Source organism: Mycolicibacterium vulneris, from assembly GCF_002104765.1.
GTDB classification, from domain to species: Bacteria; Actinomycetota; Actinomycetes; order Mycobacteriales; family Mycobacteriaceae; genus Mycobacterium; species Mycobacterium vulneris.
The window spans coordinates 1-26,240 of the sequence record NZ_NCXM01000013.1 but is presented as its reverse complement, the minus strand read 5'-3'; the positions used below and the strand labels follow the sequence as shown (position 1 = coordinate 26,240).

Annotated in this window: 27 protein-coding genes, 1 pseudogene and 1 riboswitch; of the genes and pseudogenes, 7 read left to right on the top strand and 21 right to left on the bottom strand. The window is 69.4% G+C overall.

Annotated features, from left to right (window positions below):
* Positions 1-137 precede the first annotated feature (137 nt).
* On the top strand, positions 138-1,466 hold the full coding sequence (locus B8W69_RS13990) for a DUF349 domain-containing protein (RefSeq protein ID WP_085290396.1): 1,329 nt from the start codon (positions 138-140) through the stop codon (positions 1,464-1,466).
* On the opposite strand, the gene B8W69_RS13985 is transcribed toward B8W69_RS13990, so the two are convergent.
* The 4 genes from B8W69_RS13985 to recA all read right to left on the bottom strand — a co-directional run bounded on the left by B8W69_RS13985 (position 1,463) and on the right by recA (position 5,198).
* The gene (locus B8W69_RS13985; protein ID WP_085290395.1) at positions 1,463-2,110 is read right to left on the bottom strand and encodes an Rv2732c family membrane protein; all 648 of its coding nucleotides are present in this window, start codon (positions 2,108-2,110) and stop codon (positions 1,463-1,465) included. The two genes, B8W69_RS13990 and B8W69_RS13985, sit on opposite strands and share 4 nt — an antisense overlap.
* Positions 2,098-3,609 carry a tRNA (N6-isopentenyl adenosine(37)-C2)-methylthiotransferase MiaB gene (gene miaB / locus B8W69_RS13980; protein WP_181447405.1) on the bottom strand — a complete coding sequence of 504 codons (1,512 nt, stop codon included), beginning with the start codon at positions 3,607-3,609 and terminating at the stop codon, positions 2,098-2,100. Before miaB ends, B8W69_RS13985 begins: the two co-directional genes overlap by 13 nt.
* Before the next feature lie 61 nt (positions 3,610-3,670).
* Complete coding sequence (gene recX / locus B8W69_RS13975) at positions 3,671-4,192, bottom strand: recombination regulator RecX (RefSeq protein ID WP_085290393.1); 522 nt, start codon at positions 4,190-4,192, stop codon at positions 3,671-3,673.
* Positions 4,158-5,198: a recombinase RecA gene (gene recA, locus B8W69_RS13970; RefSeq protein ID WP_065026859.1), complete on the bottom strand. Its 1,041-nt coding sequence runs from the start codon at positions 5,196-5,198 to the stop codon at positions 4,158-4,160. The genes recX and recA overlap by 35 nt, the downstream gene beginning before the upstream one ends.
* Positions 5,199-5,366: 168 nt before the next feature.
* Positions 5,367-5,505, top strand: a riboswitch (cobalamin riboswitch).
* Positions 5,506-5,545: 40 nt separating this feature from the next.
* Here recA and B8W69_RS13965 point away from each other — a divergent pair.
* Complete coding sequence (locus tag B8W69_RS13965; RefSeq protein ID WP_085290392.1) at positions 5,546-6,211, top strand: (2Fe-2S)-binding protein; 666 nt, start codon at positions 5,546-5,548, stop codon at positions 6,209-6,211.
* A 174-nt stretch (positions 6,212-6,385) separates the two neighbouring features.
* Here B8W69_RS13965 and B8W69_RS13960 read toward each other — a convergent pair whose 3' ends face one another.
* Genes B8W69_RS13960 through B8W69_RS13950 form a run of 3 tightly spaced genes read right to left on the bottom strand, consistent with a single transcriptional unit; the run spans position 6,386 to position 8,112 of the window.
* Complete coding sequence (locus B8W69_RS13960) at positions 6,386-6,580, bottom strand: DUF3046 domain-containing protein (protein WP_439330612.1); 195 nt, start codon at positions 6,578-6,580, stop codon at positions 6,386-6,388.
* A gap of 52 nt (positions 6,581-6,632) precedes the next feature.
* Positions 6,633-6,905: a hypothetical protein gene (locus tag B8W69_RS13955; protein WP_085290390.1), complete on the bottom strand. Its 273-nt coding sequence runs from the start codon at positions 6,903-6,905 to the stop codon at positions 6,633-6,635.
* 40 nt (positions 6,906-6,945) lie between these two features.
* Positions 6,946-8,112, bottom strand: coding sequence for a glycosyltransferase (locus B8W69_RS13950; protein ID WP_085290389.1), 1,167 nt, complete (start codon positions 8,110-8,112; stop codon positions 6,946-6,948).
* 50 nt (positions 8,113-8,162) lie between these two features.
* Between B8W69_RS13950 and B8W69_RS13945 the strand changes: the two genes are divergently transcribed.
* A complete protein-coding gene (locus tag B8W69_RS13945) occupies positions 8,163-8,594 on the top strand; it encodes a limonene-1,2-epoxide hydrolase family protein (protein WP_085290527.1) in 432 nt (143 codons plus the stop codon).
* 16 nt (positions 8,595-8,610) lie between these two features.
* Here the strand turns inward: B8W69_RS13945 and pspM are convergent, their stop codons facing one another.
* The 4 genes from pspM to pgsA all read right to left on the bottom strand — a co-directional run bounded on the left by pspM (position 8,611) and on the right by pgsA (position 11,391).
* Positions 8,611-9,420 (bottom strand): phage shock envelope stress response protein PspM, encoded by an 810-nt coding sequence (pspM, locus tag B8W69_RS13940; RefSeq protein WP_085290388.1) that lies wholly within the window; start codon positions 9,418-9,420, stop codon positions 8,611-8,613.
* 10 nt (positions 9,421-9,430) lie between these two features.
* The gene (gene pspA, locus B8W69_RS13935) at positions 9,431-10,243 is read right to left on the bottom strand and encodes a phage shock protein PspA (protein WP_085290387.1); all 813 of its coding nucleotides are present in this window, start codon (positions 10,241-10,243) and stop codon (positions 9,431-9,433) included.
* Positions 10,244-10,375: 132 nt separating this feature from the next.
* Positions 10,376-10,702, bottom strand: coding sequence for a transcriptional regulator ClgR (clgR, locus tag B8W69_RS13930; protein WP_085290386.1), 327 nt, complete (start codon positions 10,700-10,702; stop codon positions 10,376-10,378).
* A 116-nt stretch (positions 10,703-10,818) separates the two neighbouring features.
* Positions 10,819-11,391 carry a CDP-diacylglycerol--glycerol-3-phosphate 3-phosphatidyltransferase gene (gene pgsA / locus B8W69_RS13925; protein WP_085290385.1) on the bottom strand — a complete coding sequence of 191 codons (573 nt, stop codon included), beginning with the start codon at positions 11,389-11,391 and terminating at the stop codon, positions 10,819-10,821.
* 65 nt (positions 11,392-11,456) lie between these two features.
* Here pgsA and B8W69_RS13920 point away from each other — a divergent pair, with 65 nt between their 5' ends.
* Positions 11,457-11,999, top strand: a complete 543-nt coding sequence (locus B8W69_RS13920) for an amino-acid N-acetyltransferase (protein WP_085290384.1) — start codon at positions 11,457-11,459, stop codon at positions 11,997-11,999.
* Here B8W69_RS13920 and B8W69_RS13915 read toward each other — a convergent pair.
* Positions 11,996-14,679, bottom strand: a pseudogene (locus tag B8W69_RS13915) (FtsK/SpoIIIE family DNA translocase). The gene B8W69_RS13920 and the pseudogene B8W69_RS13915 overlap by 4 nt on opposite strands.
* Before the next feature lie 2 nt (positions 14,680-14,681).
* Between B8W69_RS13915 and B8W69_RS13910 the strand changes: the two are divergent.
* Genes B8W69_RS13910 through B8W69_RS13900 form a run of 3 tightly spaced genes read left to right on the top strand, consistent with a single transcriptional unit; the run spans position 14,682 to position 16,705 of the window.
* Positions 14,682-14,996 carry a putative quinol monooxygenase gene (locus tag B8W69_RS13910; RefSeq protein WP_085290383.1) on the top strand — a complete coding sequence of 105 codons (315 nt, stop codon included), beginning with the start codon at positions 14,682-14,684 and terminating at the stop codon, positions 14,994-14,996.
* Positions 14,996-15,826 (top strand): mycofactocin-coupled SDR family oxidoreductase, encoded by an 831-nt coding sequence (locus B8W69_RS13905; RefSeq protein ID WP_085290382.1) that lies wholly within the window; start codon positions 14,996-14,998, stop codon positions 15,824-15,826. Before B8W69_RS13910 ends, B8W69_RS13905 begins: the two co-directional genes overlap by 1 nt.
* Positions 15,827-15,832: 6 nt before the next feature.
* Complete coding sequence (locus tag B8W69_RS13900; protein ID WP_085290381.1) at positions 15,833-16,705, top strand: SAM-dependent methyltransferase; 873 nt, start codon at positions 15,833-15,835, stop codon at positions 16,703-16,705.
* 5 nt (positions 16,706-16,710) lie between these two features.
* Here B8W69_RS13900 and B8W69_RS13895 read toward each other — a convergent pair whose 3' ends face one another.
* The 9 genes from B8W69_RS13895 to B8W69_RS13855 form a co-directional block, all read right to left on the bottom strand.
* The gene (locus B8W69_RS13895) at positions 16,711-18,387 is read right to left on the bottom strand and encodes a ribonuclease J (protein WP_085290380.1); all 1,677 of its coding nucleotides are present in this window, start codon (positions 18,385-18,387) and stop codon (positions 16,711-16,713) included.
* Positions 18,388-18,406: 19 nt separating this feature from the next.
* Entirely contained in the window at positions 18,407-19,309 is a 903-nt protein-coding gene (dapA, locus tag B8W69_RS13890) for a 4-hydroxy-tetrahydrodipicolinate synthase (RefSeq protein ID WP_085290525.1), read from the bottom strand.
* Between the two features lie 72 nt (positions 19,310-19,381).
* The gene (thyX, locus tag B8W69_RS13885) at positions 19,382-20,134 is read right to left on the bottom strand and encodes an FAD-dependent thymidylate synthase (RefSeq protein ID WP_085290524.1); all 753 of its coding nucleotides are present in this window, start codon (positions 20,132-20,134) and stop codon (positions 19,382-19,384) included.
* Between the two features lie 10 nt (positions 20,135-20,144).
* Positions 20,145-21,221: a restriction endonuclease subunit S gene (locus B8W69_RS13880; RefSeq protein ID WP_085290379.1), complete on the bottom strand. Its 1,077-nt coding sequence runs from the start codon at positions 21,219-21,221 to the stop codon at positions 20,145-20,147.
* The gene (locus tag B8W69_RS13875) at positions 21,218-22,624 is read right to left on the bottom strand and encodes a class I SAM-dependent DNA methyltransferase (protein WP_085290378.1); all 1,407 of its coding nucleotides are present in this window, start codon (positions 22,622-22,624) and stop codon (positions 21,218-21,220) included. The genes B8W69_RS13880 and B8W69_RS13875 overlap by 4 nt, the downstream gene beginning before the upstream one ends.
* Complete coding sequence (locus tag B8W69_RS13870; protein WP_085290377.1) at positions 22,624-23,847, bottom strand: winged helix-turn-helix domain-containing protein; 1,224 nt, start codon at positions 23,845-23,847, stop codon at positions 22,624-22,626. The genes B8W69_RS13875 and B8W69_RS13870 overlap by 1 nt, the downstream gene beginning before the upstream one ends.
* 56 nt (positions 23,848-23,903) lie before the next feature.
* Positions 23,904-24,638: a cell division protein DivIVA gene (locus tag B8W69_RS13865; RefSeq protein ID WP_085290376.1), complete on the bottom strand. Its 735-nt coding sequence runs from the start codon at positions 24,636-24,638 to the stop codon at positions 23,904-23,906.
* 72 nt (positions 24,639-24,710) lie between these two features.
* Complete coding sequence (locus B8W69_RS13860) at positions 24,711-25,235, bottom strand: dihydrofolate reductase (protein WP_085290375.1); 525 nt, start codon at positions 25,233-25,235, stop codon at positions 24,711-24,713.
* A gap of 61 nt (positions 25,236-25,296) precedes the next feature.
* Entirely contained in the window at positions 25,297-26,097 is an 801-nt protein-coding gene (locus B8W69_RS13855) for a thymidylate synthase (RefSeq protein WP_085290374.1), read from the bottom strand.
* Between the last annotated feature and the right edge of the window lie 143 nt (positions 26,098-26,240).

Genomic DNA, 26,240 nt, shown 5'->3' with positions numbered 1-26,240 from the left:
CTTGAATATCGTTAAGCAGCTGTTGGGAGAATCCGGCTCCGGGCATCCGGCAGGGGCAGGACACGGTGCCGCTACGCGCGGCAGGCGCGCGGGACACGGACCGCGCGGAAGGGTTGTGGAAGGGTAGTGACGAGCGCATGACGGCTGACGAGCCTCGCGACGATTCAGCTCGGCCCGCGCCGCGTCCGGGTCCGCGGCCCGGTCCCCGGCCGACACCGCGGCCCACCACCGCGCATCCGCTGGTGGTGCCGCCGCCCAGCAATCCGCACCAGTTCGGGCGCGTGGACGACGACGGCACGGTATGGCTGATGTCCCCCGCCGGGGAGCGCATCGTCGGCTCCTGGCAGGCCGGCGATCGGGAGGCGGCGTTCGCCCACTTCGGCCGGCGCTTCGACGACCTGGCCACCGAGGTCACCCTGATGGAGGAGCGCCTGGCCTCCGGGTCCGGTGACGCGCGCAAGATCAAAGCGCACGCGGCCGAGCTGGCCGAGTCGCTGCCGACAGCGGCCGTGCTGGGCGATATCGATGCGCTGGCGGCCCGGTTGACCACCATCGCCGAGCACGCCGAGGCGGCCGTCGCCGCGGAGCGCTCCCGGCGCGACGAACATCGCGCCACCCAGACCGCCCGCAAGGAGGCGCTGGCCGCGGAGGCCGAGGAGCTGGCCGCCACCTCGACGCAGTGGAAGGCCGCGGGTGATCGGTTCCGCGCGATCCTCGACGAGTGGAAGACGATCAGCGGGGTGGACCGCAAGGTCGACGACGCGCTGTGGAAGCGCTACTCCGCGGCCCGGGAGGCCTTTAACCGGCGGCGGGGATCGCACTTCGCCGAGCTGGACCGGGAGCGCTTGGGGATCCGACAGGCCAAGGAACTCCTGTGCGAGCGGGCCGAAGCGCTGTCCGACTCGACCGACTGGACCGCCACCAGCGCCGAATTCCGCAAGCTGCTGACCGAGTGGAAGGCGGCCGGTCGGGCGACCCGGGAGGTCGACGACGCCCTGTGGCGGCGTTTCAAGGCCGCCCAGGACGTGTTCTTCGCCGCCCGCAACGCGGTGACGGCGGAGAAGGACGCGGAGTTCCGGGCTAATGCGACCGCCAAAGAGGCGCTGCTGGCCGAGGCGGAGAAGCTGGACACCAGCAACCACGACGCCGCCCGCGCGGCGCTGCGCACGATCACCGACAAGTGGGACGCGATCGGCAAGGTCCCGCGCGAGCGGTCCGCCGAGTTGGAGCGCCGGCTGCGCGCGGTCGAGAAGAAGGTGCGCGACGCCGGCGACACGGGCTGGTCCGACCCGCAGGCGCAGGCCCGGGCCGAGCAGTTCCAGGCCCGCGCCGAGCAATACGAACAGCAGGCGCAGAAGGCTGCGGCGGCGGGCCGCACCAAGGAAGCCGAAGAGGCCAAGACCAACGCCGAGCAGTGGCGCCAGTGGGCGCAGGCGGCCGTCGAGGCTTTGACCCGCAAGCCCTAGCGGCTGTCAGACCCCGTCGTCCCGGGGTCGTCGCGGGTCTCCGCGGCGGTGGGCGCGGCCGGATCGTTCAGGCCGTCCAGCAGGGTGACGGACTGCTGCGCCGCCGCGATGCGGCGCCGCTGCTCCTCGGCGGCCAGCTGCACGATGGTGCGCGACCAGACCACGCGGGCCCAGTGGTAGATGAGCACGAGCACGGTGAGCCACGCGATGATCAGGCCCCAGCCTGGCCCCGGGTGCCCCGCGGCCACGGTCTGACGCGACCAGATCGCCAGCATGCCCGCGGCGCCCGCGATGGCCGTGCCCGCCAACGCAACCCAGGCCAGCGCCCAGCGCCGCGTCACCAGCGCCAGCATCGAGAAGCCGACGCCGAACACCAGCGCCAGCCAGGCGAACACCCGCGACGGCAGGCCGACGGCGGCCGCGCCGGCACCGTGGCTGCCGAACAACACGTCCCAGCCGCGCACGTCACCGGTGTGCGGCAGGATGAATGACGCCAGCAGCACGAACACCAGGATCGACACCAAGAAGGCCCGCGGGCCGGGGTCGATTCCGCGGGCCACGCGGCGTTCGGCGGCCTCGATCTCGCTCCGCAGGGCGCCGAGTTGTACGTCGTCGTTGTTCATTTCTTTTTTCACAGCGCACATCCAAGGGGTTCGGCCGGGCCGACGGGCGGTCCGACGGCGGGCATGCCGAGGCCGATGCCGCGCGGACGCTGCCCGGCGGCCTGCGCATCGCCCGCCCGGGTGCGGCGATGCGTCACGACGCCGGCGTCGGCGATGAGGTGGTGGGGTGCGGCCTCGGTGATCACCGTGGTGACGATGTCGCCGGGCCTGACGTCCCCGGGTGTGTCGACGGCAAAGTGAACCAGCCGGCCGTCGCGGGCCCGCCCGGTCATGCGGGCGGTGCGGCTGTCCTTGCGCCCTTCGCCGGTGGCGACCAGCAATTCGACGGTCTGGCCGATCAGGGCCTGGTTGCCCTCCAGCGAGATCGCCTCTTGCAGCTCGATCAGCCGGTCATAGCGTTCCTGCACTACGACTTTCGGGATTTGCCCGCCGAGTTCGGCGGCCGGGGTGCCGGGCCGCTTGGAGTACTGGAAGGTGAACGCGGCCGAGAACCGGGCCTGGTGCACCACGTCCAGCGTGGCGGCGAAGTCCTCTTCGGTCTCACCGGGGAATCCGACGATCAGGTCGGTGGTGATGGCGGCGTGCGGCATGGCGGCCCGGACGCGGTCGATGATGCCGAGGTAGCGCTCGGCGCGGTAGGACCGTCGCATCGCGCGCAGCACCCGGTCGGACCCGGACTGCAGCGGCATGTGCAGGGCGGGGCAGATATTCGGCGTCTGCGCCATGGCCTCGATGACGTCGTCGGTGAATTCCGCCGGGTGCGGCGAGGTGAACCGCACCCGCTCCAGGCCGTCGATGTCGCCGCAGGCCCGCAGCAGGCCGGCGAAGGCGCCGCGGTCGCGGGGCAGGGCCGGGTCGGCGAAGGACACCCCGTAGGCGTTGACGTTCTGGCCGAGCAGCGTGACCTCGAGCACGCCGTCGTCGACCAGCGACCGGACCTCGGCCAGGATGTCGTCGGGGCTGCGGTCGACCTCTTTGCCGCGCAGCGACGGGACGATGCAGAACGTGCAGCTGTTGTTGCACCCGACGGAGATGGAAACCCAAGCGGCATAGGCGGATTCGCGTGCGCTGGGCAGCGATGACGGAAACTCCTGCAGCGCCTCGGCGATTTCCACCTGGGCGACCTTGTTGTGCCGGGCGCGCTCCAGCAGCGTGGGCAGCGACCCGATGTTGTGGGTGCCGAAGATGACGTCGACCCAGGGCGCCTTGTGCAGCAACGCGTCCCGGTCCTTTTGGGCCAGGCAGCCGCCGACGGCGATCTGCATCTCGGGGTTGCCGCGCTTGCGCGGCGCGAGGTGGCTGAGGTTGCCGTACAGCTTGTTGTCGGCGTTCTCGCGCACGGCGCAGGTGTTGAACACCACCACGTCGGCGTCGGCGCCCTCGGCCGCACGCTGGTACCCGGCCGCTTCCAGCAGGCCGGCCAACCGCTCCGAGTCGTGGACGTTCATCTGGCAGCCGTAGGTGCGGACTTGATAGGTGCGCGCCGGTGCGGCGTCCGCCGCCACGGTCTCTCGCACCATCGAAGTCACGGGGCCATGGTACGGCGACCGGTCGGTGCACGAGAAACTGCACGTCACCGGCCTAGACTCGGCGGCGCTCCCGCTCGGCGGCCAACTCGGCGAACACCACCTCGCACGCCATGTTCTGGCTGTAACCCCGCCGCGCCAGCATCTCCACCAGCCTGCGGGTCACCCGCGCGTCGTCGTCGTTCAGCGTCTCGCGGCGCAGCTTGGACCGGACCAACTGTTCCGCCCGGTCCCGCTCCGCGCCGGCGTCGATCCCGGCCAGGGCCGCGGTGATCACGTCGTTGTCGACTCCCTTGGTGTGTAGCTCGGCGGCCAAGGCGCGCTTGCTTTTCCCGGCGTGCGTCCGGCGGGACTGCACCCACTGCTGGGCGAAATCGGCGTCGTCGATCAAGCCGACGGAACCCAACCGGTCGAGCACCCGTTCGCTGACGTCGTCGGGATAACCGCGTTTGGCCAGCTGGCCGTGCAGCTCGGCCCGGGTGCGCGCTCTCGCGGTGAGCAGGCGCAGGCACAGCGCCCGCGCCTGCTCTTCGCGGGAGGGCTCAGAAGTCGACGGGGGCGGGCAGGACGTCGTCATCGGTCACGACCGCGCCAATGCCGAGCTTTTCCTTGATCTTCTTCTCGATCTCGTTGGCGACTTCGTCGTTTTCCTTCAGGAAGGTGCGGGCGTTCTCCTTGCCCTGGCCCAGCTGCTCGCCCTCATAGGTGAACCAGGAGCCGGACTTGCGGATGAAGCCCTGCTCCACACCCATGTCGATCAGCGAGCCTTCCCGGCTGACCCCCTGGCCGTAGAGGATGTCGAACTCGGCCTGCTTGAAGGGCGGCGCCACCTTGTTCTTGACAATCTTGACCCGGGTGCGGTTACCGACCGCGTTGGTGCCGTCCTTGAGCGTCTCGATCCGGCGCACGTCCATGCGCACCGACGCGTAGAATTTCAAAGCCTTTCCACCCGTGGTGGTTTCGGGGCTGCCGAACATCACGCCGATCTTCTCGCGCAGCTGGTTGATGAAGATCGCGGTGGTGCCCGAATTGTTCAGCGCGCCAGTCATTTTCCGCAGGGCCTGGCTCATCAGCCGGGCCTGCAGCCCGACGTGACTGTCGCCCATCTCGCCTTCGAGCTCGGCGCGCGGCACCAGCGCGGCCACCGAGTCGATGACCAGGATGTCCAGGGCGCCGGAGCGGATCAGCATGTCGGCGATCTCGAGGGCCTGCTCCCCCGTGTCGGGCTGGCTGACCAACAGGGAATCGGTATCCACGCCGAGCTTCTTGGCGTACTCCGGGTCCAGGGCGTGCTCGGCGTCGATGAAGGCGGCGACGCCGCCGGCGGCCTGGGCGTTGGCCACCGCGTGCAGGGCGACGGTGGTCTTACCCGAGGATTCCGGGCCGTAGATCTCCACGACCCGGCCGCGGGGCAGCCCGCCGATGCCCAGGGCCACGTCCAGTGCGATGGATCCGGTCGGGATGATCGAAATCGGCTGACGCGTCTCGTCGCCGAGACGCATCACCGAGCCTTTGCCGTAGCTCTTTTCGATCTGGGCCATCGCCAGTTCGAGAGCCTTCTCGCGATCGGGGGCTTGCGCCATGGTGCCTCTCCTATAGTCGGTGTTCGTCTGACCGGTATCGGTCGGTTGGCGGTGACACTAGAGAAGGCCACCGACAAGTTGACTGGCCGAACATTCCCCACAGTAGCCGAACAGGTGTTCGATTCAAGTTCGACACGCCGTTCTCGTCCGTCACGTGTGGCACCATCGCTACCGAAAGGCGTCGACGGGCCTTCCAGCCGGAAAGCCCGAGGAAACCGGTGTGAATCCGGTGCGGTCCCGCCACTGTGATCTCCATGGGCATGCCCACCCGAGAGAGCCAGATACTCGCCGTCGACGCGTCCTCACCACAACCGGGGCGGATTTCCCCGAGAGGCGGTTGCGAAGCAATGGACATCTCCGCTCAGCTGGCTGAAATAGCTTGCTATGGAGGCTTTTTCACTCTGACCGTCGGTGGAGACGCGGCGGGATGGCATCCGGTCGGACAGTCCTACGCCGACGGCTGCGCCGACCTGATCGACGCCACCATTCGGCGCTACCACACGACCGATCTGCGGATCGGCGCGTCACTGGTCCACCTCGCTCACGCCACCCGGCTGTGGTCGCCGGTGCTCGCCTGCGCGGTCGGCCACGGCGTCGTCCCCGACCTCGAAGACCTGCACCGCGCCGACGACGGTGCACAGCTACGACTGCCCGAACCCGCCGGGAAACCCATCGCCTCCCCCGCACCGGACATGCTCTATCGCATCGTGGTGAGCGAGCACATGCTGCCGCTCGCCGCCGGCCTGCGGGTCAACCTGGCGCCCGCCCTGCTCGCGGGCAACATCGCCTCCGCACTGGTGGGAGCCGCACGGGCCCTGATGTCGGCGCGTCCCGGCCTGCGCCACGCGATCGTCGAGATGACCCAGTCGCTGTTGGACACCGGCGTGCTGGCCGGGGCCGGTGTCATCACCGGCCCGCAACTGGGCTTCAGGCGCCGCAGCTGCTGCCTTTTCTATCGACTCCCCGGGAGTTCTCTGTGCGGTGACTGCGTGCTGCACCGGACGACGGGGTAGAGCCGACCGGCCGACGCAGGCGTCGTTCGGGTCGTCGCGCCCGGGTATCTGGCCAGCATGTCCTCAGCCGCAGCGCCATCCCTGCAGGCCGACATGGGGCCCGGCGACGAGTGGCCGGCGTCGCCACGGTGTTGCGGCAGAAGGCGTACCGGGCATTCGAACAGCGCGCTGCGCTCACCACTGTTCCCGAGGCACGTCGAAGTCCACGCACAAAGCCCGCCAAACGTCGCGGGGCTCGATTCCGGCCTCGATGGCCTGGGCTGCCGTGCGTCCGCCGAAGCCGGTCAGCACGTGATCCACCAGGACCGAGGACCCGTAGGTGGTGCCAAAGCGCAGGACTACCCGCTCGTGAAACTCCGTTAGCCGCACGCCCGTCAACATACCCAGCCCGCAGGCCTCGGACACCTGAGCGTGAAGCGCCCTACCGCCAGCTGGCCGGCAGGTCGATGATGTGGTTCGGGCAGTCCTCTTGGACCGCAATGGACATCACGTCGCGCGCGCGTTGGGCCGACATGGTCGCGCGCAACTGCATGAAGGCGTATTCGGCCGGCGCGAGCCCCTGTTGGGCGGCGGCCGGGTCGTCCATCAACTGGCAGGCCTGCTGTTCCTCGGGGCTGTCGGCGTGCGCGACGGCCGCGCCGCCCAGCGCGCCCCCCAGCAGGGCACCGGCGGCGATGGTCGTGATGATCCTCATTGGGTGCCTCCCGCCGAAGCATAAGGCGGGGCGCTGCGGATCATCCGGCCACCGCCAGCGCGTCGCGGCACACTCGGACCGGGTCGGCGACGTCGGCGATGCCGGCGGCCGCCGCCTGCGCCGCCGCACGGTAGCCGGGCGACGACAGCACCTCATCGACCGCGGCCACCAGCGCGTCGGCGGTCAGCGGCCGGATCAGCCGCGCGCTGCCCTGGCGCTGCACCCGGTTGGCGATCTCCCATTGGTCGCCGCCGCCGGGCACCACCACCAGCGGCACGCCGGCCAGCAGCGTCTTGGCCACCATGCCGTGGCCACCGCCGCAGATCACCAGGTCGGCATGCGCCAACAGCTCGTCCTGGCGGCCCAGCCCGACCGTCGCCCACGGCGGCACCGTCAGTTCCGGTCCGTCCAACCGCGACACCAGCAGCCGCGACCCCGCCGGCACGGTCTCCCCCGGCGTCAGGCACCCCAGCGCGATCTCGGCGAGGCCCTCGGTGCCGATCAAGGCGGTCGACGGCGCGATGACCACCACCGGCCCGGCGCCGGCCGGGACCTCGAGGATCCGGTCGGTCGGTTCGAAGTGCAACGGCCCGACGACGACGGCCTCGGCCGGCCAGTCCGGGCGGGGAACCTCCAGCGCGGGCAGCGTCGCGATCAGCCGGCGCAGCGGCCCGGGATCGCGCGCCGGCAGGCCGATCTCTACGCGCGCATTCGCGCGCTGCTGCAGGCCGGTGCGCACGGATCGCGCCGTCAGCGCGCGCATCGTGGCATCGCGCAGCCGGCCCCGGATGCCGGTGCCCGGCGCCAGTCCGCTGCCGATCGGCGGCAGTCCTTTCGACGGCAGGTAAAGCGGGTGCGGGTTGAGTTCGATCCACGGGATGCCCAGCAGCTCGGCGGCCATGCCGCCGCCGGCGGTGATGACGTCGGACACCACCAGGTCGGGCGCCAGCTCGCGCAGCGCGGGCACGTTGAGCACGGCCATCCGGGCGGCGCGCCGGTGGATCCTGGCGCCGGCGTCGACGTCGTCGTCGGTGGCCGCCAGCCCGTCCAGCGCGGCGGCGTCGATGCCGGCGCCGCGGGCGGTGTCCAGCCATTCGGCGCCGGTGAACAGGGTGGGCTCATCGCCGGCTTCGGCGAAGCGCCGGCACAGCGCGATCGCCGGAAACGAGTGCCCGGGATCCGGCCCGGCGACCACGGCGACGCGCATCGTGCTTACCCTGCCACAGCGCCCGGTTGCCACGCGCCTACGCTGGCATGATGACCGAGCTGACTGGGACAACCGTTGCGAACACCCGCACGGTCGAAGGATTCCTGACCGCCTTGCAGGACGCGGATTACGACGCCGCCGGCGCCGCGTTGGCCGACGATCTCGTCTACGAAAACGTCGGCCTGCCCACCATCCATGGCCGGGACCGGGCCATCAACCTGTTTCGCCAGATGGAGGGCCGCGCCGCCTTCGAGGTGAAGATCCACCGCATCGCGGCCGACGGCGGCGCGGTGCTCACCGAACGCACCGACGCGCTGATCTTCGGCCCGCTGCGGCTGCAGTTCTGGGTGTGCGGCGTGTTCGAGGTCCAGAACGGGCGAATCACGTTGTGGCGGGACTACTTCGACTTCTTCGACATGCTCAAGGCCACCGCGCGCGGCCTGGCGGCGCTGGTGCTGCCGTCGCTGAAAGCGACATTCTGACGTTCTGACCCGACACCTAGCCGGCGCCGCGCAGTCCGCCGAGTTCGTCGAAGGCCTGCGCCCAACCGACCAGGCGATCGGTCGCCCCGGCCAGCTCGGTGCGGTAGTGCTGCGACGCGGCCGATCCGTCGCCGTTCGCTGACGACACCAATTGCGCTGCCGCGGTGACCATTTCGTTGTACTGGCGGACGCCCGCACCCAGCTGAGCGGTGAAGGCGTTGATGGTGGGCACCAGATACGACCGCGATTCCTCGCTGGCCTGCGCCGCCCGCTCCATCGACACCACCTGCGCGGCGGTGGACGCCATGGCCGCCGAGGTCCGGGCGGCGGCCGCGCTCAGGTCGCGGATCTCGGCGGCCGGCAACATCGCGCCCCGCTCGATCACGGCCACCAGCGACGAAAAACCGCGCTCGGAGGCGCCCAGAGCGTACATCGCGGGGCGCGCCGCCGAACCCGGGGGCGGCAACCGGCGCACGCTCGTGGTCCGGGACGTCGGCAACGGCTCGGCGCGCAGCCAGCGATAGCGCAGCAGCAACAGCGTCGCCGGGATGGCCATGAAAACCGCCACGCCGCCGGTGATTTCGAGCAGCAAGGCGAACCAGCCCCAGGCCGCGAGCAGCATCGTCACCGCGGCCCAGAACACGCATCCGGCACTGAAGATCAGGCCCCACCGCAGCGCGCGGCGACGTCGCCGCAGCAGGCGGGCGCGTGGATCGGCGGCAGCGCTGATCCTGCGGGCCACCAGGTCGGAGAGGTCGGCGGCGGTGGCCAGGCCGCGGTGCAGTAGGGCGCGCCACGGACCGGGCCGCGTCGCCTTCACCGCCATGACACTCCGGCTACTGGCCAAGTGGCTTCTCGGGGACCGAGCCGCCGGCGCTCTCCGCGGGCGCGGGAGTGGCGGGCGCCGTCCCGCCCGTCGGCAAAGCCTCACCACGCATCGAGGCGCGAATCTGCTCCAGGCGGGAGTGGCCGGCCATCTGCACCCCGGCCTGCTCGACCTCGAGCATCCGGCCCTGCACCGAACCCTGCGCGAGCTCGGCGGCCCCGATCGCGTTGGCGTATCGCCGCTCGATCTTGTCGCGCACCTCGTCGAGGCTGGGGACGTTGCCGGGAGCGGCCAGATCGCTCATCGACTGCAGCGAGGCGCTCACCTGCTCTTGCATCTTGGCCTGCTCGAGCTGGCTGAGCAGCTTGGTGCGCTCGGAGATCTTCTGCTGCAGCACCATCGCGTTCTGCTCCACGGCCTTCTTGGCCTGCGCGGCCGCGCCCAGCGCCTGGTCGTGCAGCGTCTTGAGGTCTTCGACGCTCTGCTCGGAGGTCACCAGCTGGGCGGCGAACGCCTCGGCGGCGTTGTTGTACTCGGTGGCCTTCGCGGCGTCACCGGCCGCGGTGGCCTGGTCGGCCAGCGTCAAGGCCTGACGCACGTTGGCCTGGAGCTTCTCCACGTCCGCCAGCTGACGGTTGAGCCGCATCTCGAGTTGCCGCTGGTTGCCGATCACCTGCGCGGCCTGCTGGGTCAGCGCCTGGTGCGTGCGTTGCGCTTCCTCGATGGCCTGCTGGATCTGCACCTTGGGGTCTGCGTGCTCGTCGATCTTGGCGTTGAACAGCGCCGTGAGGTACTTCCACGCCTTGACGAACGGATTGGCCATGAGTCAGCTCCACCTTCGCTTCTTGAGGATCCGGATCGTCCCCGGATGGGCCTGAGGGGCTCCGCGCCTGTCGCTCAATTTAATGGGTCGGCGCCGATCGCCCTACCCCTTACGCGGGATCGGTACCGGCGCTCAGGCCAGCGCCAACGACGCCACCGGCGGGATGACGACCTTGATGCTGGTGCCGCTCGCCCCCTCCGTGGCCGCGCCGACGGCCGCCTGCTCCTCGGTGGCCATCCGCTCGCCGGCGTGGGTGAGAACCGACGACAACGGGACGTCCAGCGCGTCACAGATCGCGTTCAGCAGCTCGCTGGACGGCTCCTTGCGGCCGCGCTCCACCTCGGACAGGTAGCCGAGGCTCACCCGCGCCGAATCGGACACCTCGCGCAGCGTCCGGCCCTGCGTCGTGCGGGCCTCGCGCAGCACGTCGCCGATGACCTCTCGCACCAATGGCGGCATCCCGCCCTCCTTCGTCCAGTCGACCCTGCGCGGCGCGTACTCAGCTTGCCTCCGGCAGGTGCTCACTAGGTGAACGCCGACACCGGTGGTCTGGTTCCCGCCGGATGCCGCCGAAATCAGGCGCGCGTGCGGCGCACTTCCCGGACGGTCGACACGACGTAGTCGACCCCGGTGATCACCGTCAGCACGATCGCCGCGCCCATCACCACCGCCGCGATCACCCGGAACGGCCCCGGCGTTACCGCCCAGGGCAGCACGAACAATCCGATGGCCAGCACCTGCACCACGGTCTTGACCTTGCCGCCCCAGCTGGCCGGAATGACGCCGCGGCGGATCACGGCCAGCCGCAGCACGGTAACCCCGAATTCGCGGGTCAGGATCAGCACCGTGACCCACCACGGGAGTTCACCGAGCATCGAGAGCCCGATCAGCGCCGACCCCACCAGCGTCTTGTCCGCGATCGGGTCGACGAACGCGCCGAATTCGGTCGCCATGCCGTAGTTGCGGGCCAGCAGGCCGTCCAGCCGATCGGTGATGCAGGCGGCCGCGAAGATGACGAATGCCACCACGCGGAAACCGCTTTGGTGGCCGTCTCCGGCGAAGAGGGCGAGCAGGAAGATGGGCACCAGCACGAGCCGCAACAGGGTCAGCGTATTGGCGAGGTTGGCGATGTTCGCGCGGCCTACCATCGGACCCGTCTGCGGCTGCCCCGACACGGCAACAGAATAACGGTTGACCAGCGCACCCGTCCGGGATGTCGATACTGTTAGCCGTGACCCAAAGTCCGCAGCGCCCTCGTCCGCTGGTTAGGCGCGCGCGAACGTCCGACGTGCCGGCGATCAAGCACCTGGTCGACACCTACGCGGGAAAGATCCTGCTGGAGAAGAACCTCGTGACGCTCTACGAGGCTATCCAGGAGTTTTGGGTGGCCGAGCACCCCGATTCTCCAGGCCAGGTGGTCGGTTGCGGCGCGCTGCACGTGATGTGGTCGGACCTCGGCGAGGTCCGCACCGTCGCGGTCACCCCGGCGCTGACCGGACACGGCATCGGCCACGCGATCGTCGACCGGCTGCTCGAGGTCGCCCGCGAGCTTCAGTTGAAGCGGCTGTTCGTGCTGACGTTCGAGACCGAGTTCTTCGCCCGGCATGGATTCACCGAGATCGAGGGGACGCCGGTCACCGCCGAGGTGTTCGAGGAGATGTGCCGCTCCTACGACATCGGTGTCGCGGAGTTCCTGGACCTGAGCTATGTCAAGCCGAACATCCTCGGCAACTCGCGGATGCTGCTGCGGCTCTAGTCCTCGGGGTCCCCCCCGTCGGCGTCGCTGCCGCCCCGGATCAGCGCCAGCGTTCCCGCCAGTTCGTCGGGCTTGATCAGCACCTCGCGCGCCTTGGAGCCCTCCGACGGCCCGACGATGCCGCGGGTCTCCATCAGGTCCATCAGCCGGCCGGCCTTGGCGAAGCCGACGCGCAGCTTGCGCTGCAACATCGACGTGGAACCGAACTGGCTGGACACCACCAGCTCCACGGCCTGCAGGAACACGTCCATGTCGTCGCCGATGTCGGGGTCGACGTCGGTGCGTTCGCCGGTGGGCTTGGCGGTGGTGACGCCATCGGTGTATTCGGGCTCGGCCTGGTCCTTGCAGGCGGTGACGACGGCGTGGATCTCCTCGTCGGTGATGAAGGCGCCCTGCAGCCGGATCGGCTTGTTGGCGCCCATCGGCAGGAACAGGCCGTCGCCCATGCCGATCAGCTTTTCGGCGCCGGCCTGGTCCAGGATGACGCGGCTGTCGGTCAGCGACGACGTGGCGAACGCCAGCCGGGACGGCACGTTGGTCTTGATCAGACCGGTGACCACGTCCACCGACGGGCGCTGGGTGGCCAGCACCAGATGAATGCCCGCGGCGCGGGCCTTTTGGGTGATCCGCACGATGGCGTCCTCGACGTCGCGCGGCGCCGTCATCATCAGGTCGGCCAGCTCGTCGACGATCGCCACCACGTACGGGTAGGGCCGGTACTCGCGCTGGCTGCCCAGCGGCGCGGTGATGGCACCGGAGCGGACCTTCTCATTGAAGTCGTCGATGTGCCGCACCCGGGACGCCTGCATGTCCTGGTAGCGCTGCTCCATCTCCTCCACCAGCCACGCGAGCGCGGCCGCCGCCTTCTTGGGCTGGGTGATTATCGGGGTGATCAGGTGCGGAATGCCTTCGTACGGCGTGAGTTCCACCATCTTCGGGTCGATCAGGATCATCCTGACCTCTTCCGGGGTGGCGCGCGCCAGCAGCGATACCAGCATCGAGTTGACGAAGCTGGACTTACCGGAACCGGTCGAGCCGGCCACCAGCAGGTGCGGCATCTTGGCCAGGTTGGCCGAGATGAAGTCGCCCTCGATGTCCTTGCCGAGCCCGATCACCAGCGGGTGGTGGTCGCGCCGGGTCGACGGGGCGGTGAGCACATCGGCCAGCCGCACCATTTCCCGGTCGGTGTTGGGCACCTCGATGCCCACGGCCGACTTGCCCGGGATCGGGGCCAGCATGCGCACGCTCTCGGTGGCCACCGCGTAGGCGATGTTCTTCTGCAGCGCGGTGATCTTCTCGACCTTCACGCCCGGCCCCAGCTCGACCTCGTAGCGGGTGACGGTCGGCCCGCGGGTGCAGCCGGTGACGGCGGCGTCCACCTTGAACTGGGTCAGCACCTCGGTGATGGCGTCGGCCATGACGTTGTTGGCGGCACTGCGCTTCTTGGGCGGGTCCCCCGCCACCAGCAGGCTCAGCGATGGCAGCGTGTAGGGCCCCTCGACGACCCGGTCCAGCTCGACGGTGTCGTGCTTGTCCGCCGACCGCCCGCGCTTGCGGCCCCGCGAGCCCTGCGGGGCGGGCTGGACGGCGGGTTCGGGCACGGTGGGAATGTCGTCCTGCAGCGCGGCCTGGGCATCGTCGTCCGGCGACCACGCCGGCGGCACCTCGTCCGGGACGGAGGACGTGTCGTCGTGGTGGTTGGCGGGCTCCGCCTCGGCGTCGTCGTCGAATTCGTCGGCATAGTCGTAGGGCTCATCGTCGTAGACCTCGTCGACGAACCGGGTGTGGAACAGGTTGCGCATCACCACGGGCACCTCGCGGATGGTGGTGCCGGTCAGCAGCAACAGGCCGAACATGAAGCCGATGAACAGCAACGGCGCGGCGATCCAGGGCGTGAGCCCGTCCGAGAGCGGCCCGCCGATGGCGAAGCCGATGAACCCGGCCGCGCGGCGGCGCGCTTCGGGGTCTCCCGGCGAACCGGACCACAGGTGGCGCAGGCCGAGCACCGACAGCGTGATCAGGCTGGCGCCCAGGATCAGCCGGGGACGCACATCCGGGTTGGGTTCGGTGCGCATCAGGGTCACCGCCACCGCGGCGGTGGCGACCGGCAACGCCAGCACACCCGCGCCGATGAAGGTCCGCAGCAGCGTGTCGACCCACGTGCCGACGGGTCCGGCGGCATGGAACCACGAGCTCGCGGCGACCACTACGGAAAAGCCCAGCAACAGCAGCGCGATGCCGTCGCGGCGATGCCCGGGGTCGATGTCGTGGGCCCGCCCGATCGACCGGGCCGCGCCGCCGGTCCCCCGGGCGGCCATCAGCCAGACGGCGCGCGCGGCGCGGCCGCAGGTCAGCCCGGCGCCGACCAGCGGCGCGTGATTACGCCGTTTGGCGGGCTTGCTGACCTTCTTGCGGCGCGCCGCCGGGTGCGCACCCCGGGATCCGCTGGCGCGCGAAGTGGCCTTTGACCTGCTCGTTCGGCTTCCTGAGCGGGCGGCGGTCTTACTGGGCATGACGGCAAGCGTAGTCGCAACGGCATCATCTACACCACCCGCCACACTGGTAACGGTCCGGCTTGTCGGGCACGGGGCCAATCGGCCGCCAATCGCGTGAGTAGGGTGACATTCGGTTGTGAGAAGTCGTGCTCGTCACCCACCCCCACCGCGCCCCAGGAGGCCATCAATGCCCGTTGTCGTCGTCGCCACCTTGACCGTTAAACCTGAGTCGGTCGACACCGTTCGCGACATCCTCACGCGGGCGGTCGAAGAAGTGCACGACGAGCCGGGTTGCCAGGTCTACTCACTGCACCAGTCGGGCGAGACCTTCGTCTTCGTCGAGCAGTGGGCCGACGCCGAGGCGCTCAAGGCGCACAGCACCGCACCGGCGGTCACCAACATGTTCACCGCGGCCGGCGAGCACCTGGACGGCGCCCCCGACATCAAGATGCTGCAGCCGGTCCCGGCGGGCGACCCGGCCAAAGGACAGTTGCGGCCCTGATGGCCCACTCGTCGCAAGGGCCCCTGAAGGGCAAGGTCGCCTTCATCACTGGCGCGGCGCGCGGTCAGGGCCGCGCGCACGCGGTGCGGCTGGCCACCGACGGCGCGGACATCATCGCCGTCGACCTGTGTGACCAGATCGCCAGCGTCCCCTACTCGCTGGCCACCGCCGACGACCTGGCGGCCACCGTGAAGTTGGTGGAAGAGACCGGCGCCCGCATCGTGGCCCGACAGGGTGACGTCCGCGACCGCCACTCGCTCTCTGCGGCGCTGCAGGCGGGCCTGGACGAGCTCGGCCGCCTGGACATCGTGGTGGCCAACGCCGGGATCGCCCCCATGCAATCCGGTGACGACGGCTGGCACGACGTCATCAACGTCAACCTGACCGGCGTCTACCACACCATCAAGGTCGCGATACCCACGATGGTCAAGCAGGGCACCGGCGGATCGATCGTGCTGATCAGTTCGAGCGCGGGGCTGGCCGGGGTCGGCAGCCCGGACGCCGGTTCCGTCGGCTACGCCGCCGCCAAGCACGGGGTGGTCGGGCTGATGCGGGTCTACGCGAATTTACTTGCCGGGCAGATGATCCGGGTCAACTCGATCCATCCGTCCGGCGTCGAGACGCCGATGATCAACAACGAGTTCACCCGCGAGTGGCTGGCCAAGATGGCCGCCGCGACAGACACGCCTGGAGCCATGGGCAACGCCATGCCGATCGAGGTGCTCGACGTTGAGGACATCGCGAACGCGGTGGCGTGGCTGGTGTCCGACCAGGCGCGCTACATCACCGGTGTGACCTTGCCGGTCGACGCGGGATTCCTGAACAAGTAGCCGGCCATGGCACGAAACCCGGTTGCGCAGACTGCATTTGGCCCGATGGTGCTGGCTGCCGTCGAGCAGAACGAGCCGCCCGGACGCCGCCTGGTCGACGACGACTTCGCCGAGCTCTTCCTGCCCGGCCCGCTGCGGTGGCTCGTCGGCGCGACCCGGTTCGCGCCGGTTCGCCGGCTGATGATCCGCGGCTCGGAGTTCACAGGTCCAGGATTGTGGGCGAATCTGGCCTGCCGCAAGCGCTTTATCGCCGACAAGCTCAAGGAGTCGCTCGACGACATCAACGCCGTCGTCATCCTGGGAGCCGGGCTGGACACCCGCGCCTACCAGCTGACCCGGCGCGTCCGCATCCCGGTGTTCGAGGTCGACCTGCCGGTGAACGTCGCGAGGAAGTTCAAGACGGTGCGCCGGGTGCTCGGCGAGCTGCCGCTGTCGGTTCGGTTGGTGGCGTTGAACCTCGAGCACGACGACCTGCTTACCTCGCTCGCCGAGCACGGCTATCGCACCGACTACCGGGTGTTCTTCATCTGCGAAGGCGTCACCCAATACCTCAGCGAAGCGACGGTGCGGCGAACGCTGGACGGCCTGCGCGCGGCCGCGCCCGGCAGCCGTTTGGTGTTCACCTACGTCCGTAGGGATTTCATCGACGGTACGAATCGGTACGGCACCCGCACCCTGTATCGCACCGTGCGCCAGCGGCGGCAGCTGTGGCGTTTCGGCCTGCAGCCCGAGGAGGTCGCCGCGTTTCTCGGCGAGTACGGCTGGCGGCTGGTGGAGCAGGCCGGTCCCGACGAGCTCCTCCATCGTTATGTCGAGCCCACCGGCCGCAAACTCAAGGCCTCGCAACTGGAGTGGTCGGCCTACGCCGAGAAGATCTAGCGGGGTCAGACCTCGATGACGGTCGGCACGATCATCGGCTGCCGGCGGTAGGTTTCGCCCACCCATTTGCCGACGGTGCGCCGCACGCCCTGGGCGATGCGGCCCGGATCGGTGATGTTCTCGGCCAGCAGCGCTTCCAGTTCCGCCTCGACCCTGCGCACGGCGGGCTCGAGCGCCTTGGGATCTTCGGAGAAGCCGCGCGAATGCAGCTGCGGCGGGGCGACCGGACGCCCGGTGCCGCGCGCGACCACCACGGTCACCGCGACGAAACCCGACGACAGAATGAGCCGCTCGCCCAGGGTTATGTCGCCGACGTCGCCGTCGATCAGGCCGTCGACGAACATCTTGCCGACCGGTACCGCTCCGGCGATGGCGGCCTTGCCCGCGACCAGGTCGACGCTCACCCCGTTCTCGGCCAGCAGGATCGACTCCTCCGGCACGCCGGTGCGGGCCGCCAGTTTGGCGTTGGCGCGCAGCATGCGCCACGTCCCGTGTACCGGCATGACGTTGCGCGGCCGAATCCCGTTGTACAGGAACAACAGTTCCCCGGCATAAGCATGGCCCGAAACATGCACGCGCGCTTGGGCATTGGTGACGACGCGGGCCCCGATCTTGGCGAGTTCGTCGATGACGCCGTAGACCGCTTCCTCGTTACCCGGGATCAGCGACGACGCGAGCACCACCAGGTCACCCGCGGTCAGCGTGATGCTGCGGTGCTCGCCGCGCGACATCCGCGACAGCGCCGACATCGGTTCGCCCTGGGTGCCGGTGGTGATCAGCACCACCCGGTCGGCCGGCAGCATCTCGGCGGCGCCGATGTCGATCACGTCCGAGTCGGCCACCCGCAGGAATCCGAGTTCGCGGGCAATGCCCATGTTGCGCACCATGGACCGGCCGACGAACGATACCCGCCGGCCCAAAGCGACTGCCGCATCGATGATTTGCTGAACCCGGTCCACGTTGGACGCGAAGCACGCCACGATGACGCGGCCGTCGGCGCCGCGGATCAGGCGGTGCAGCGTCGGACCCACTTCGCTTTCCGACGGTCCGACGCCGGGGAGCTCGGAATTGGTTGAGTCGCACAAAAGCAGGTCCACCCCGGCGTCGCCCAGCCGGGACATGCCGGGCAGGTCGGTCGGCCGGCCGTCCAGCGGAAGCTGGTCGAGCTTGATGTCGCCGGTGTGCAGGATGGTTCCCGCGCCGGTGTGCACGGCGATCGCCAGCGCGTCGGGGATGGAGTGGTTGACGGCGAAGTACTGGCATTCGAACACGCCGTGGGTGCTCTTCTGGCCCTCGGCCACCTCGACGAACACCGGCTTGAGGCGGTGTTCGCGGCACTTCGCGGCGACCAGCGCGAGGGTGAACTTCGAACCGACCACCGGGATGTCGGGACGCAGCTTGAGCAGAAACGGGATGCCGCCGATGTGGTCCTCGTGCGCGTGGGTGAGTACCAGCGCCTCGATCTCGTCGAGCCTGTCCTCGATGTGGCGCAGATCCGGCAGGATCAGATCGACCCCGGGCTCGTCGTGGGTGGGGAACATCACGCCGCAGTCGATGATCAACAGCCGGCCGAGGTGCTCGAAAACCGTCATGTTGCGGCCGATTTCGCTGATGCCGCCAAGAGCAGTGACCCGCAACCCTCCTGCGGCCAAGGGGCCTGGTGGGGCGAGGTCTACATCCACTTCTCGGAAACTCCTCGGATCACCGCAGCACCGAGGCCGCGCGCATATCAGCGGCCAAAGCGTCGAGTTGTTCTGGCGTCGCGGGCATTTGCGGCAACCGCGGGTCGCCGACGTCGATGCCCAGCAGGCGCAGGCCCGCCTTGGACATCGTCACGCCGCCCAGGCGGGCCATCGAGTCGCACAGCGGGGCGACGGTGGAGTTGATCTTGCGGGCGGTGGCGATGTCTCCGGAGCTGAAGGCGGACAACATTTCCCGCAGCTGTCCCGCCGCCACGTGGGAAATCACGCTGATGAATCCGGTGGCGCCCATGGCCAGCCACGGCAGGTTCAGTGCGTCGTCGCCGGAGTAGTAGGCCAGGCCGGTCTCGGCTATGATCTGGCCACCGCTGTGCAGGTCGGCCTTCGCGTCCTTGATCCCGACGATGTTCGGGTGGGCGGCCAGCGCGCGGATGGTCTCGGGCTGGATCGGTATCACCGAACGCGGCGGGATGTCGTAGAGCAGCACCGGCAGCTCGGTCGCGTCGGCGACGGTGGTGAAGTGGGCGATCAGGCCGCTCTGCGGCGGCTTCGAGTAGTACGGGGTGACCACCAGCAGCCCGTGGGCGCCCTCGGCCGCGCAGGCCTTGGCCAGCCGGACGCTGTGGGCGGTGTCATAGGTGCCCGCGCCGGCGATGACGCGGGCCCGGTCGCCGACCGCCTCCAGCACGACGCGCAGCAGCTCCCGTTTCTCGTCGTCCGTGGTGGTCGGGGACTCACCGGTGGTTCCGGAGATCACCAGCCCGTCGCAGCCCGCGTCGATCAGGTGATTGGCCAGCTGAGCGGCCGCGGCGGTGTCAACGGAGCCGTCGGGGCGGAACGGTGTGACCATCGCGGTCAGCACGGTTCCCAACCGCGCTGGGGCGTCAAATCCGACCGTGCTCACGGTGTTCAGGTTACCTGGCGCCAGCAAGGGATTTAGCACCCGCGTGGACGCGCGCCGTTGCGCGTCGACGCGTCAGGCCTCGGTCGCCAGTGGGCTGGTCGCGACCTCCGTGCCGTCGGCCAGGGTGGAGATCGCGAAGTCGGCGAACACCGCGGGTGCGACACCCGCCAGTTGGCGCAGGCATTCGATGGCGAGGCGCCGGATTTCCACGTCGGCGTGCTCGCTGGCGCGCATGGCGATGAAGTGGCGCCACGCCCGGTAGTTGCCGGTGACGACGATGCGGGCTTCGGTCGCGTTGGGCAGCACGGCGCGGGCGGCCTGGCGGGCCTGCTTGCGCCGCAGCACCGCGTTGGGTTGGTCGGCGAATTTCGCTTCGAGTTTCGCCAGCAATTCGGCGTAGGTGGCGCGGCTGGCGTCGGCGGCCGCGGCCAGGATCTGCTGCAGTTCCGGATCGTCTTCCATCCCCGGCGGCACGACGACGTGCGAGTCCTTCTCGGGCACGTAGCGCTGGGACAGCTGCGAATAGGAGAAGTGCCGGTGCCGGATCAGCTCGTGGGTGCACGATCGCGAGATGCCGGTGATGTAGAACGACACGCTCGCGTGCTCGAGCACCGAAAAGTGGCCGACGTCGATGATGTGCTTGATGTAGCCGGCGTTGGTCGCGGTCTTGGGGTTGGGTTTCGACCAGCTTTGATAGCAGGCCCGGCCGGCGAACTCGACGAGTGCGGGGCCGCCGTCGGCGTCGGTGTTCCACGGCACGTCCGGGGGCGCCAAGAAATCGGTCTTGGCGATCAGTTGCACGCGCAGCGGCGCGATCTCGGCCACGGCGCTCACCTTAAGGCGTGCCGGGCGGATCGGCGTCTCTGACCCGCACCCTGCCCCGGATCAGCGACGGCAGCAGCGCGTCGCGCAGCCCCGCCAACCGCGCGTTCTCGGTGCGACGCGCGTGGCACAGCGCCCCCAGCCCGGTGAGCGCGCGCAGCGCGTCGGGGCTCAACCGGCGCACGTCGGGGACCGGCACGTCCAGCAGGTCGCGGGGCTGAATTCGCTGATGGCTGCCCGAAGTTCCCGCGGCGCGCCGCTGCAGTCGTTGTGAGACGTCGGGTTGCCGCAGCGCCGACCACAGCGCCGAGGAATCGATGCCGACCGGCAGCAGCACGACGAACTCCGTGCTGGCCACCGCCATGTCCGACGGCAGGCCCGCCACGTTCCAGATCCGCGGGATCCGCGGATTCAGCTTGGCGAACAGGACGCACGGCTGGGTCAGGAGCAGCTTGGCGCTGCGCACCTCCCCGGCGCCGACCACGCGGGGTTTCGCCCCGTCGTCGAACGCCGGGAGGCTGAAGTGGGCGATGCGGGCGTCGAACTCGTGGACGTTGCGGGTCGCCGTCGACCGGGTGGCCAGGCAAGACAGCTGCACCCGATCCGGTGCCGATTCGGCGAGGGCGACCATCAGGCGTTCCGCCGTCTCGATCACCCGGTCGTTGGCAGCGATTTTGTCGTCGAACGCGCCCAGCAGTCCGGCGATCCGCCGCCGTTGACGCGCCGCGACGGTCCACACCGGGACGTCGTTCAGGATTCGCTGGTTGAGCAGGGGTTGCCCCGATCCGGATCGGTGATCGGCCAGCCGGCAGGTCTGCAGGGCGTAATACCAATACCGGGTGTCTTGCGGGTCTTTGGCGCGGCACACCAGCGCGTTCTCGGTGACCCAGACGTCGGAGTCGCAATAGCGCAGGCTACCGCAGTACGACCCGACGCGGCCGACCACGATCAAAGGCCCGGTGGCGTTGTGGACGGCGGCGTAACCGATCGCACCGTTGGCGCCGTAGACGGGGACGCGCCCGCCGGAATCTCGCGGCGGGGCGCTGCTTCCGGTGCGGAAGTCGAGGTGCTCACCCAGGACTGACTTCACCGCAGCCGCTTCACCTGTTGGCGCAGCATGTTTTCCGCGCGGGCCGAGTCGTCGAGCGCGGCCAGCAGGTCGTCGGTCAACCGCGCGATCTTGTCGTCGACGGGTTCGCCGTCCTCAGGCGTGATGGGCGCGTCCACGTAGCGTCCCGGCGTCAGCGGGTAGCCCGCGGCCCTGATGGCATCCACCGGCACGGACCGGCAAAACCCCGGAACATCTTGATAGGCGAGGCCTTTGGCGAGTGCGGACGCCGCGCCCGACCACGCGTGGTAGGTGTCAGCGATCCGGGTGACCTCCTCGCGGGTCAGGGCGCGCTCGGCCCGATCCACCAGGTAGCCCAGGCCGCGCGCATCGATGAACAGCACCTGCCCCGACCGGTGCGCCTTGTCCATGGCGAAAAACCACAGGCATATCGGTATCCCCGTGCTGCGGAACAGCTGCGCGGGCAGCGCGACCATGCACGACACCAGGTCCGCATCGATGATCCGCGCGCGGATGTCGCCCTCGCCCATCGCGTTCGACGACATCGAGCCGTTGACCATCACCACGCCGGCCGTGCCGCCCGGGGCCAGTTTGGACAGGATGTGCTGAATCCAGGCGTAATTCGCGTTAGTCGCGGGCGGGACGCCGAAGCGCCAGCGCGGATCATTTTCGTCGCGGGCCCAATCCTTGATGTTGAAGGGCGGATTGGCCAGCACGTAGTCCATCTGCACGCCGGCGTGCAGATCGGTGGCGAGCGTGTCGGCGCACCGCGCGCCCAGGCCCGAGTTGTCGATGCCGTGCACGGCGAGGTTCATCTTCGCCATCCGCCAGGTCTGCTCGACGCTTTCCTGCCCGTAGACAATGACTTTCGCGGGATCGCCGTCGCGTTCGGCGATGAAGTGTTCGGTCTGCACGAACATCCCGCCCGAGCCGCAGCACGGGTCATACACCCGCCCGCCGCCCGGTTGGAGCACCTCGACGAGCAGCCGCACCACGCTGGTCGGGGTGAAGAATTCGCCGCCCCGCCGCCCTTCCGCGCGGGCGAAATTGCCCAGGAAGTACTCGTATACCTCGCCCATCACGTCCCCGGCCCGCCCGCCGCCGTCGCCGATTCGTGCGCCGTCGAGCACGGTCACCAGCTCGGCGAGGCGGCGCGGGTCGAGGTTTTCGTACAGCCGGGGCAGCGTCCCGGCCAGCGCTGGGTTCGCCGTCATCACGGCGTCCATCGCGTCGTCAGCCATGCGGCCGAGGTCATCGGATGTGGCCTTGTCCGCCAACGCTTTCCAGTGCGATTCGGAGATGTGCTCGAGGTACACCAACCCCAGGATCACGTCCTTGTACTCGCCGGCCGACAGCGAACCGCGCAGCTTCTCGGCCGCCTTCCACAGCGTGGCCTTGAGCTCCTTGGACGTCGACGCCGGCATCAGCTGACCCGCTTGGTCGCCGCGCGCAACTCGCCGGACAGATCGCCGCGCCCGGCGACACTGAATCCGCCCAGGCCCAGCCAGGACGCCATGGACTCGAGTTCACCGGCCAGCGCCGCGGCGACCCGGGGCCTGGGCGCGTCGGGCTCGCCGAACGCGCCCAGCACCCGCAGCGAGTTGGCGGCGCGGTCGGCCTTGAGGTCGACCCGCGCCACCAGCCGGCCATCCATCAGCAGCGGCCACACGTAGTAGCCGTATTGTCGCTTGGCGGCCGGGGTGTAAATCTCTATGCGGTAATGGAATTGGAATAATCTCTCGACGCGCGGGCGGAAGAAGATGAGCGGGTCGAACGGGCACAGCAGCGCGGTGCCGCGGTCGGCGCGGGGCACGGTGCGGCCCGCCCGTAGGTAGGCCGGCGCCGACCACCCGTCGACCTCGACCGGCTCGATGTCACCGGCGGCCACCAGCGCGGCGATCGCCGGCTTGACCTGCTGGGCCGACAGCCGAAAGTAGTCGCGGATGTCGGCCTCGGTGCCCACGCCCAGCGCGGTGGCGGCCCGCAGCGTGAGTTCGCGGATCGCCTCGTCGTCGTCGACCTCGCGGGCCAGCACGGCGGCCGGCAGCACCCGCTCCACCAGGTCATAGTGGCGAGCGAAGCCCACCCGGGTGGCCGTGGTGAGCACTCCGGCGGAAAACAGCGCCTCGGCCACCCACTTGGTGTCGCTGCGGCTGCCCCACCAGCTTCCTTTGGGCCCACGCGGTCCGGCCTCGAGGTGGGCCTCAATCTGTCCGGCGGTACTCGGCCCGAGTTCGCCCACGGCCGCGACGATCTTGTCGGCGAGTTGCGGATTGGCCTTGACGATGTGGGTGCCCCACCGGCCATGCCGGTACTGGCGCATCCGCCAGCGCAACAGCGGCCAGTCCTCGACGGCCATCAGCGCGGCCTCGTGTGCCCAATACTCCGCCAGCAGCCGCGAGGACCGCGGGCCCCAGGCGGCGCGGTCGAGCACGTCCCGGTCGTAGGGACCGAGCCGGCTGAACACCGGGGCATAGTGCGCGCGCACCGCCACCGACACCGAATCCAGTTGCAGCACTTGGATTCTGGAGATCAGCCGCTTCACGTGCGCGCGGGTGATCTCGCCGCCGGGGCGGGGCTCGGTAAATCCTTGGGCCGCAACGGCTATCCGCCGGGCTTGGGCGGCCGACAGCCTGCGGGTTGGCACGGCGCTGAGAATACCTCTTGGGTTCGACAACCCTTGGCGGCCAGGCCGGCGTGGGCTCAGCCCGCGGCGACCTTGCGGTCCAGCGGTTTCAACACGCCCTCGTCGTCCGAGTCGTTTTGTTCCTCGTAGGCCGCCTCGAGGGCCTTCGGAACCTCGTCGAGGTCGCGGTACACGCCCATCAGCTGCTCGAGGATCTTGATGCGCCGGGCCGTGGCCTCGTCGACCGCGCGCCGGGCCTTGTCCCGGTAATGGTCGGCGCCCTTTTTCGCGTCGCCGAGCAGCTGCTCGCACTCCCGCTCGGCGTCCTGGCGCGCCTTCTCGATCGCCGATTGCGTTTCGGCGCGCATCTCGGCCAGTTCGGCGTCCAGCTTCTCCTTGGTCTCCTCGTACTCGGTTTCCAGGGCCTTCTGCTGCGCGGCCATGTCGGCGAGCACCTCGTCACGCTTTCGTTCCGCGGCTTCGGCCTCGGCCTCGGCCGCCGCGATCAGCGCGTCCGCTTCGGCCCGCGCTTCGGCCTGCATCTCGGCCACCTCGTCGACCGCGCGGCTCAGCATTTTCGCCATCCGCTGCTGCACCGCGTGTGGCGACGGCGAGGTCTCCGTGAGCGCGGCCACCTCCTTGCGCAGCGCGGCCGTCTGATCGCCGGATTCCTGCAGCCGGGCGCGTAGGCTCTCGACGTCGTCGAGCAGCAGCTGCTGCTTGGTGGTCAGCATCTCGATGTGGGCATCAACCGCGGCCGCGTCGTAGCCCATGAATTTTCGAGAGAACGTCTTCACGGGTTCGGTTTTCACTGCCAATTCCCCCTTCTCTCCAAACGCCTGGTTGACGCTGTGCGACCCGCCCCCGCGTCCGAGTATGTCAGGTCAGGCCGTGGGCGCGAACGGGTGCGCGGAGGGCCGCCGATAGCTGTGGAAGCGATACCGCAGCCCCGAGCGGCTGGCCAGCCACTCCCCCGTTTCACCCACCCAAGTGTCGTCCAGCGTCGGCGCCAGCGCATCGTCGTCGTCGCGTCGCAAATCGATTTCGATCTCGGTGACCTCGCAGCGGGTGGCGTACGGCAGCGCCAGCAAATAAATCTGCTCGCCGCCGATGACCCACGTCTCGGGGCCGTCCGCGCCGTGGGCGAGGGCCTCCTCCATGCTCCCGGCCAGCTGCGCGCCGTCGGCGATGAAACCGGTGTCGCGGGACAGCACGACATTGCGCCGGCCCGGCAGGGGGCGCACCTTCGCCGGTAACGAGTCCCAGGTCCGCCGGCCCATGATCACCGGGTGTCCAATGGTCACCTGTTTGAACCGGGAAAGATCTTCCGGCACGTTCCAGGGGATGTCGCCGCCACGTCCGATGACGCCGGAGGTCGACTGAGCCCACACCAGGCCCACCTCGGTCATACGCGCTACTCCTTGATCCCGGCTTGCAAGCCGCCCGAGCCGGCCTCGTGGCCGGCGCGCGTCATACCGCGACTGGGGCTTTGATCGCCGGATGTGGGTCGTAGTTCTTTACGACGACGTCGTCGTAGGTGTAATCGAAGATCGAATCCCGGGCGCCCAGAACGAGTTCCGGATACGGCCGGGGGTCGCGGCTCAGCTGCAGCCGCACCTGCTCGACGTGGTTGTCGTAGATGTGGCAGTCCCCGCCCGTCCACACGAACTCGCCGACCGCGAGGCCGGCCTGGGCGGCCATCATGTGGGTCAATAGCGCATAGCTGGCGATGTTGAACGGCACCCCCAGGAACAGGTCGGCGCTGCGCTGATAGAGCTGGCAACTCAGCCGCCCGTCGGCCACGTAGAACTGGAAGAAGGCGTGACACGGCGGCAGCGCCATCTGCGGGATTTCGCCGACGTTCCAGGCCGACACGATGATGCGCCGGGAGTCGGGGTCGGTGCGCAGCAGGTCGAGGGCAGCGCTGATCTGATCGACGTGCTCGCCCGACGGTGTCGGCCAGGACCGCCACTGCACACCGTAGATCGGCCCGAGATCGCCTGTGCTGCTTGCCCATTCGTCCCAGATGGTGACGCCGTGCTCGTGCAGCCAGGCAACGTTGGAGTCGCCGCGCAGGAACCACAGCAATTCGTAGATCACCGACTTGAGGTGCACTTTTTTGGTGGTGAGCAGCGGGAAGCCGGCCGCCAGGTCATAGCGCAGCTGCTGACCGAACAGGCTGCGGGTCCCGGTGCCGGTGCGGTCGGATTTGGCCGTTCCGTGATCGAGCACCAGGCGGAGCAAGTCCTCGTAGGGCGTCGGAATCGGCACGCCGCCAGCTTAGCGGCGACCGCAAGCGCGGCGTGGCCGGGCGCCGCGGGTCGGCGCCGATTTAGTTGTACTGCCCAGGCAGGTTGATCAATCGCGTGATGGGTGGGACCTTGCCTATCGCTGAGTGTTGCCGGTGGTGATTG